Here is a 9,337-nt window from a genome sequence, read left to right on the forward strand (position 1 = left end):
AAAGCATCACTTTTCCGGTTGTACAGGCTTAATGCGCCTCCGCTTGTACCTATCCATAACTGTCCTAACCGGTCCTCGTACGTTACGGTGATATGATTAGCGCGTAAACTTGTTGAATCGTCGTTCTTATTTCTGTAAACCTTAAAATTGATGCCGTCAAAACGATTAAGGCCATCTTCAGTTGCGATCCATATAAATCCGTACTTATCCTTAATAATGTCGAATACGGTATTCGATGACAGCCCGTCACTCACTGTGTGATTATTAAAGCTGACCTTACTTTGCTGGCAAAGCACCCGCGTGGAAAAAGACAGTACCAAAATAAGCAGGATGGTACAATGATGACGGCAGTTATGGAGCCTCCGGAATTTCTGGTAAAAACTCATTGTGATAAAATTGGTGCAGGATTATTGGCAGGTGAATTTGTGATACTGAAACTATTGTATGCTATTTTCTTATTCAAATTTTAATTATTCTGTATGGCAGTATGGTCATTAGTTAAACTAATAGTTGTTGAGCAACAACAGCTAACCAGTGACCTTGCTTTAATGAGCGATACGGTGTGGCTGTCTACCCGAAATTATAATTGGTGGTGTTGAAAAATTCGCTTCAAGTTACAAAAAGATCGTTGTTGAGCCTAAATGGTAAAACTGCAGATGAGCACGGCTTTCCCGTTTTGAAAATTAAAAATACAGCATTCGGGAGTCAAATTTAGTTTGGTTGATTGTTGTGTTGTTGTTTTTAATTAATTGATATATAGTGTATTGCGTTGTTTGTTTTAAGGTGTTTGGTCGAGGAAAGCATGAAGGCACTTCAATACGAAACAAGCCCATCGGTGGGGTGGCTATTGGTAAATTGTTGTAGTAATTTATAAAAAGCTTGTATTAAAAGGCGACATCCAAAAAGGGCTTTTTTAATTCCGGTTTCTGTGGAATTTCCTGGCATTTTGATTTTTTTTCAAACTGAAATCGCATCCGGGATCACATTTGTTTTAAACCGGTTTTTGTTTTCCTTTCGTAAATACTTCCTCCAATTACCACATGGCGCTCTGCCTCAAAAAAATTGCCGTAAACATTTTTACCCGTTTTTTAAACATTTCAGCACCCCCTTTTTTTTGCGGCCAGTTAGTTTTGACGGCAAGGAAATAATCAAACTTCCGGGCTGCTGATACTTATTTAAATGTATTGCAGGGCATTTTGTCTCGCACTCTTTTAAAAGTATCGGCCGGGCCCCAGGCTTCAGATTTTTTCGGACCAATATCCGCAGACCATGTGCGGAAAAACCATTTTAATAAACCCAATCACTTAACCTAAATTATTAATCTATGGCTCATTACTTTATTTAAACAAATCTTTATCGCCGGGGAGATACAGCCATTTCTCAGGCCTTAACCGGCAGTTGCCAACTGCCTCCAATTATCAACCAATACAATGTTTTTTTAAAAGACTCAATGACCTTGAGGTCGCCATGCTTCGTTGTGGGGTAAAGGTTGGTTCCGGCCATCGAAAACAAGTCGAAGATTGTTTTTAATGCGCCCCGGCTCTGACAGTGCACTACCGTGCGATCTTGAATTGGTCATTATCACCATTTCGCAATGAATTAAACCAGGAATTATGAAGAAACCATTACACGCGTCAGGCTTACGTCAGGGGACGACGTTTTTAGATCATTTCACCAATTGCAATTTCAAACATGCCATGGCGATGGCCTGGAACGGGATGCTGTTACCGAAAAATATTTATGATGAAAATATATAAGCAAGTGCAAAGCCGTAATTCAGGGGCTGAACGCGGCGGCCGTGCAGTCAGGTTATTTTGTTTGACTGTTTTGGCACTGGTGTTTCTGTCAAATATTGCATTTGCCCAGCAATCACGAATTGTCAAAGGGCAGGTATTTGATCAGCAGAAAAATACGATCGTAGGCGCCACCGTACGGTGGAAAGGCACAACCACAGCCACACAGACCAACAGCAAAGGTGAATTTGCCATCAGAGTCAGTGGCAGGTCACCAATATTGGTGATCAATTTTGTCGGGATGGTCACCCAGGAAGTAGAAGTGCAGGACAGGGATTTTGTGACAGTTAACTTGAAAGATAATGTAGCCCAGCTGAGCGAGGTTATTGTAAACGTTGCATACGGAAAACAGCGGAAACAAAGCGTGGTTGGCGCTATAGTGCAAACTGACAGCAAAACACTGGAGCGTACAGGAGGTGTATCCAGCCTCGGTGCAGCGTTAACAGGCAACCTACCGGGCGTGATCACAACCGCCAGTACCGGGTTACCGGGTGAAGAAGATCCGCAGATTTTGATCCGGGCGAGAAGTACCTGGAACAATGCAAGCCCGCTTATCCTTGTCGATGGCGTTGAACGCTCAATGACCAATATCGATATAGCCTCGGTCGCATCCGTATCTGTGCTGAAGGATGCCTCTGCTACGTCTGTGTTCGGCGTAAGGGGTGCTAACGGCGTTATTCTCATTACCACAAAGCGTGGGAGGGAAGGAAAAGCTGAGATCCGTGCTTCTGCTAATTCAGTGATGAAGGCCGTATCTAAGTTGCCGTCAAAGTATGATTCCTATGATATGTTTGAGCTCAGGAACCGGGCAATCGAAAATGAACTGGCACTCACGCCATCGGCCTGGAACGATTATATGCCGCAGGATATCATTAACAAATATAGATTTCCGGCAAATGAAACCGAGCGGGAACGATATCCGAATGTAGATTGGGTAAATACGCTGTTCAAGGACTATGCGATGTCATACAACGTGAACCTGAATATCACCGGAGGAACTAAATCGGTCAAATATTTTACAAGTGCCGATTACCAGACTGAAGGTGACCTTTTCAAAACTTTCAAGAGTGGCCGTGGATATACAGCTGGCTATGGCTTTCAACGCCTGAACCTTCGCAGCAACCTTGATTTTCAAATCACCCCATCTACCATGTTCCACGCAAATATCGCGGGATCAAGAGCGGTACGGAAACGTCCATGGATAACCATCAATGAATATAATACCTGGGGCGCTGCCTATTACACTGCCCCCAATTTGTTTATCCCGCAATACGCCGATGGCTCGTGGGGGTATTATGCCCCCAATTCGGGTATGGGGACCAATTCCGCGATGCTTTTGGCAACAAGCGGCCAGGAATATTTAACCACTTCGAGGATTACAACCGATTTTATACTTGAGCAGGACCTTAGTAAATTATTGAGAGGTTTGAGCTTGAAAGGAACACTGTCGGTTGACAATACCTTTATCGAGAATAGCAGGGGTATTAACGATATCAATAATCCCGTTCAACGAAAATATATCGATCCGCAAACAGGTCTTGTCAGTTATTCGATAGATAAAGATCCCAGCACACAGTTTGGATTCCAGGACAGCGAACGCTGGCTTGCCAGTAGCGGGGCCGTTGATAACGGTGCGACACAACGGCGGATGTTTTCCCAGGTACAGCTTAACTATGCGACTAAGATCGGTAGAAAACAGGATGTTACTGCTATGGGGCTATGGAACAGGGACCAAACTGCCCAGGGAAGCGTGATACCTTCTTATCGTGAAGAATGGGTGTTCCGGACCACTTATAGTTATAACGGCAGATACAATTTTGAATATAATGGTGCCTATACCGGAACTGAAAAATTTGCGCCGGCTTATCGCTTTGCTTTTTTCTCATCAGCGGGCGCAAGCTGGATGTTGTCTGAAGAGAAATTTCTGAAGCCACTGAAGTTCATAAGCATGCTTAAGCTGCGCGGCTCTTACGGCACGATCGGTGATGATAGCGGCTCGCCCCGGTTTGCGTATTTATCGGAATGGAGTTTTGGTGGCAACACGCCGCTTGGTACATCCGGAATCCCGGCGGAGCCAAGTAACTATACCTGGTACAGGCAGACAAGTGTCGGTAATCCAAATGTGAGATGGGAAAAAGTAACAAAGGCCAATATCGGTGTGGATTACGGGTTCTTTGGCGATGTGCTTACCGGAAGTGTCGACTTTTTCAGGGATCGCCGAACGGATATCCTCAGTTCCGGCGGTAGCCGTGCCATTCCTTCCTATTTTGGTGCAAACGCTCCAACCGCTAACAAGGGCAGGGTAGACGCAAGCGGATTTGAGGTTGAATTGCGGTTCAGCAAATTCCTGGGCCCCAATTTTCGCCTATGGTCTAACATCAATTTTACGCACACGCAAAATAAAGTTATTGTCGCCGATATCCCTGAACTCCTGCCGGATTATCAAAAGAGTACAGGAAAGCAGGTTTTTCAAAACTATTCCTATGTAAGCGCGGGGTATTATAACACCTGGGATGAATTATATGCCAGTACCCCGCACGGTGATAATGACAATCAAAAGCTTCCCGGAAATTATTATATCCTCGACTATAACGCCGACGGGGTAATAAACGCGAGCGACAATGTGCCCTACGGTCACACCGGCAACCCGGAAAATACTTATAACGCCACCATTGGTTTTGATTGGAAGAATTTTAGTGTTTTCGCCCAATTCTATGGCGTAAACAACGTGTCACGTCTTGTTGTGCTGCCAACATTTAGCGGGCAAAATACGGTAGCCTTCAACGAAGGAACCTATTGGTCAAAAACAAATACCAATCCGGACGTTCCCATGCCACGCTGGGCATCAACACCAAGCGGTTATCAGGACGGCACCCGTTACCTGTATGATGCCTCCTATGTGCGCTTAAAAAATGCAGAGATCGCGTATACTTTTAACCAACCCTGGGTGAAGAAGGCCGGCATGTCTACGATCCGCCTTTACATAAACGGTAACAATTTAGCTGTCTGGAGTAAGATGCCTGATGACCGGGAAGCCAATTATCAAAGTGCAGGAGGACAGGGTTGGGCTTCGCAGGGAGCTTATCCAACCGTAAAGCGCTACAACATCGGTGCGAATATTACTTTCTAAAAAAGATCGTCATGAAAAGAAAAATAAAATTATACAAGTTAGTGGGAGTGGTTTTCTTAGTCACTATAACTTCCTGTAAAAAATACCTGGACAGAAGCCCTGACTCAATAGTTTCGGAAAAGACTGCCTTCAAAGATTTTACGAATTTTCAGGGATATACCGAAGAATTATACAATTGTATCCCTGATTTTACGAACCGCTATTGGACCAATAGCTGGAACTGGGGAGAAGATGAGATCATGTCGACAGCACTGAACTTTCATTTTATAAATAAAGTGGATAATGGTGATTTCTGGGGCTGGCAAAAAGAATTTGACGGCTGGGGTGCAGGCTGGATGGATGCAGCCAATGCCAACACAAATAATGATCGTTTCTCCAAAGGTTTATGGCCGCTTGCCTGGTACGGCATCAGAAAGGCAAATCTTGGCCTTGAAAATATGAACCTTATGACCAATGCGACCGATGAGGAACGAAATCTCATCAAGGGGCAGTTGTTGTTTTTCAGGGGCTGGTTCCATTTTCAATTGATGCAGTATTTTGGCGGCCTGCCCTATATTGATAAAGTATTACCGGCCGACCAGGACCTGCGAAATCCACGCTTGAGATACCAGCAGTGTGCCGAACTTGCAGCAAAAGATCTCAGGGAAGCAGCCGACCTCTTGCCACTAAACTGGGATAATACCGGCCCCGGATCCAAAACACCCGGTAAAAACCAGCTCCGGATCAATAAGATCATGGCTTTAGGCTATTTAGGCAAAAACTATTTATGGGCTGGAAGCCCGCTCATGAATTACGAGTCTACCGGAAACCGTGCTTATGATCCCGAATTATGTAAAAAGGCAGCTGCGGCCTTCGCAGAATTGTTGAAATATTGCGAGAGCGGCCAGGCTCCTTATAAATTGTTGCCCTTCAATCGGTACTATACCAATTTCTACACTTTTGGCCAGAACTGGCAAATACCGGGTGGCAGCGGAGATGACGGTACTGAAGCCATTTTCAGAGGGCCTTACTGGGATGCACATGGTTCAACCTATGGTACCGCTAGGCAATACACCCCGGGACCGGTCATTGAAGAAGGTAATGTGGTATTCACGCCAACTGCTAACTATGTCAATTACTATGGGATGAAAAATGGCTTGCCAATAAAGAATATAGCGCAGGCTGATCCGGAATCGGGCTATGATCCACAATATCCATGGAAAAACCGGGATCCCCGTTTTTATAATGACATAGCTTTTGATGGGGTGAAACTGGTTAAAGGCACCTTGCCGTCCAGTGTAGCGGATTATTACAGATATGCAAACCTCTTTACCGGCGGTAGCTCCCGCGACGAACGGGTAGCCAGCAGGACCGGTTACCTGTTATATAAATTTACCCCCATTACCTCTAACAAATTTGATCAGGGTTATGCTTACGGTGAGAACCTGAATATTAAAGTTCCCTACATGCGCCTGGCGGATGTATACCTGATGTACGCCGAGGCGTGTACTGCCGGTTATAACACGCCAACCGGAAAAGACCCGGGCTATTCAAAAACAGCGGTTGATGCCATCAACATCATTCGGGACAGGGCCGGTGTTGATCATGTTGCAGCTAAATTTCTGGGCTCAGCCGATGAATTTATGAAAGAAGTAAGAAGGGAACGCGCTGTTGAGCTTTCATTCGAGGGGCACCGCTTTACCGACCTGCGCCGCTGGTTAATGTTGATCAACCTTCCCTACACTATAAAAACATCGATCGAGTTTGATCGGGCGGCCCCGCTGGACCCTACAATAGATCCGAAAGAAAACCGGGTACTTAACCTGCGCGAGCATACAATTCTTCAAAGGCCATTTACCGAGAAGCATTACTGGCTTCCATTGAAGCGCGCCGATGTGAACATGTATCCTGAGTTTAAACAAAATCCGGGGTGGTAATGATCCTTGCTTTTATAAAACAAAAACTAAAAACATTGGAAATGAAATATTCAAAGATTACGACGGTATTATGTGCCCTGTTTACCCTGATCGCAGGTGTAGCCAGGGGCCAGGAAGCCGTCCAAATAAATATAGCCGCGGTTGTCCACGGACAGAATGGAGAGCCTGTTCAGGGGGCAAGGATCAAAAATGATAGAAACATAGAAACAGCAACAAACGACAAAGGTGGCTTTAACCTGATGGCCCCTTCAAAGAGTTTGTTGACAATTTCGGCAAACGGATACATCCCGGTCACACGCGTTGCTTCGGATACCTTAAAAGTCATTGATCTCGTCAAAGAACAGAAATATGTACAGGTAGCGTTTCGAAAAGTTCAGGAGAAAGATCTTTTGGGCGGTGTTTCAACGGTCGATTATAAGTCGATTTTTGAAAAAAACTATACAACATACGGGTTTGAAGGGATCGAAGCCTTCGCCGCAGGTTACCATGGCAATATCAGGGGTAATAACAGTTATCTCGTTTTGATTGACGGCGTACCGCGCGAAGTGGATAACATCATGCCTTCGGAAATTGACCAGATAACATTTTTAAAAAGTGCATCGGCCGTCGCTCTTTATGGAAGCCGGGGAGCGAAGGGTGTAGTTTTGATCACGACAAAACGTGGCAGCGGTGATGGCCAAAAGATAAATGTTCGTGTAAATGCCGGGGTAAACGTTCCAAAAAGTTATCCGGAATATTTGGGGTCGGCCGAGTACATGACGCTTTACAATGAAGCTCGTCGTAATGATGGCCTCGATCCGTTGTACACTACCGAAACCATTTATAACCACGCGTCTGGAAAGAACCCCTACAGGTATCCGAACGTAGATTATTATTCCAGGGAATACCTGAAAAGCAGCTTCGCAAGGTACGATGGTACGGCTGAAATATCCGGCGGTAACGATCGTGCGCGCTATTATACCAATTTTGGTTACTGGTCTGCAGGCTCCCTGCTGAATTTTGGCGCGGCGAAGAATAACAATTCAAGCGACCGGGTTAATATGCGCGGAAATATCGATATGAACTTAACCAGCGTATTAAAAGCCCGGGTTGATGTCAGCGCGGTATTTTACAGCGGCAGAGGGGTTAACACCGATTACTGGGGAAGCGCTGCTAATTTAAGGCCATATCGCTTTACACCGCTTATCCCCTTGAGCCTCATCGAACAATCTGATGAGCCTTCACAATTGATCGCCGGTGCCAGTTCAAATATAATTGACGGTAAGTACCTCCTCGGCGGGACGCAACTGGACCAGACTAACCCGTTTGCCGCAATTTACGCCGGCGGTTCAAATAATTTTGTAAGCAGGCAGTTTCAGTTCACTACCGGTGTCGACGCCGATCTGAAAGGCATATTGAAAGGTTTAACCTTTAGCACCACCCTGGGGGTAGACTATCGAAACAGCTATAACCAGGGTTACAGTAATGGCTATACCGTTTATCAACCCAATTGGACAAGGTACAACGGAACGGATGTTATAGGCTCTTTAACTCCCTTCGGCCGTGATACAAAGTCAGGGATACAAAATGTTTCTGATAGCTGGTACAGGCAAACCATATCCTTTTCCGGACAATTTAATTACAAGACCAGCATCGCCGGGCAGCATAACCTGTCGGCCGTTTTGATGGGGGCTGCGTTCCGTCAGTCTCAATCCGCTATATATCAAAATGTAACAAATTCAAATTCAGGGTTGCAGCTGGGCTATAATTTCAGGCAAAAATACTATCTGGATTTTACGGGGGCGATGGTTTATTCCCCCAAATTTTCTAATGACAAGGCGTATGGTTTTTCACCTACCGCTGCTATCGGTTGGCGGATAAGCGAAGAACCGTTTTTAAAGAAAATAGCTTTCATCAACAACCTTAAACTTACCGCGTCAGGCGGGATCATCTACACAGACCTGGATGTTCCCGATTACTTCCTGTATCAAAGTATTTATACTCAGCAAGGATCTTATTACGGTTGGAACGACGGAACACTTGCACAGACAACCGATTCCCGCCGTGGCAGCAACAATGCGCTTACTTTCGCAAAACGAAAAGAACTGTCAGTCGGGCTGGAGGGCGCATTGTTTAAAAATATGATCTCATTCTCGGCTAACGTTTTTAGAAGCGACCTTGTTGATAATGCCATTCAAAGTACAACATTGTTCCCCAGTTACTTTTCTGTCTTTAACTCCTCCTTTATTCCCTTCGTAAATTATGACGGCGACAGGCGGACAGGCTTTGACCTGAGCCTGAATTTACACCAGCGCTCCGGCAGCGTAGATTGGTCTTTGGGTGCAACCGCGACCTACTACAATACGAAGGCCACTAAACGGGCGGAGTTTTTTGCCGATTCCTATCAAAAACGCGAGGGGAAACCACTTGACGCCATATGGGGGCTCAGGAACGATGGGTTTTACATGGACGCCGCGGAAGCTGCCGCTGCCAACACCGGCAACGGCTTACCTCAACCC

General features: G+C 45.5%; 5 protein-coding genes. 4 read left to right on the top strand and 1 reads right to left on the bottom strand.

Annotation, left to right across the window (positions count from 1 at the left end; genetic code table 11):
• Positions 1–386: ligand-binding sensor domain-containing protein (locus VF500_RS01465; protein WP_330857971.1), on the bottom strand; the 386-nt coding region annotated here is incomplete at its 3' end.
• 1,227 nt (positions 387–1,613) lie between these two features.
• Between VF500_RS01465 and VF500_RS01470 the strand changes: the two genes are divergently transcribed.
• The 4 genes from VF500_RS01470 to VF500_RS01485 form a co-directional block, all read left to right on the top strand.
• The gene (locus VF500_RS01470; RefSeq protein WP_330857972.1) at positions 1,614–1,757 is read left to right on the top strand and encodes a hypothetical protein; all 144 of its coding nucleotides are present in this window, start codon (positions 1,614–1,616) and stop codon (positions 1,755–1,757) included.
• Positions 1,744–4,923 (top strand): SusC/RagA family TonB-linked outer membrane protein, encoded by a 3,180-nt coding sequence (locus VF500_RS01475; RefSeq protein WP_330857973.1) that lies wholly within the window; start codon positions 1,744–1,746, stop codon positions 4,921–4,923. Before VF500_RS01470 ends, VF500_RS01475 begins: the two co-directional genes overlap by 14 nt.
• Before the next feature lie 11 nt (positions 4,924–4,934).
• On the top strand, positions 4,935–6,839 hold the full coding sequence (locus tag VF500_RS01480; protein WP_330857974.1) for a RagB/SusD family nutrient uptake outer membrane protein: 1,905 nt from the start codon (positions 4,935–4,937) through the stop codon (positions 6,837–6,839).
• Between the two features lie 41 nt (positions 6,840–6,880).
• Positions 6,881–9,337, top strand: a 2,457-nt coding sequence (locus VF500_RS01485) for a TonB-dependent receptor plug domain-containing protein (RefSeq protein WP_330857975.1), incomplete at its 3' end; no start/stop codon positions are given.

It is taken from the genome of Mucilaginibacter sp., assembly GCF_036383575.1.
GTDB lineage: Bacteria > Bacteroidota > Bacteroidia > Sphingobacteriales > Sphingobacteriaceae > Mucilaginibacter.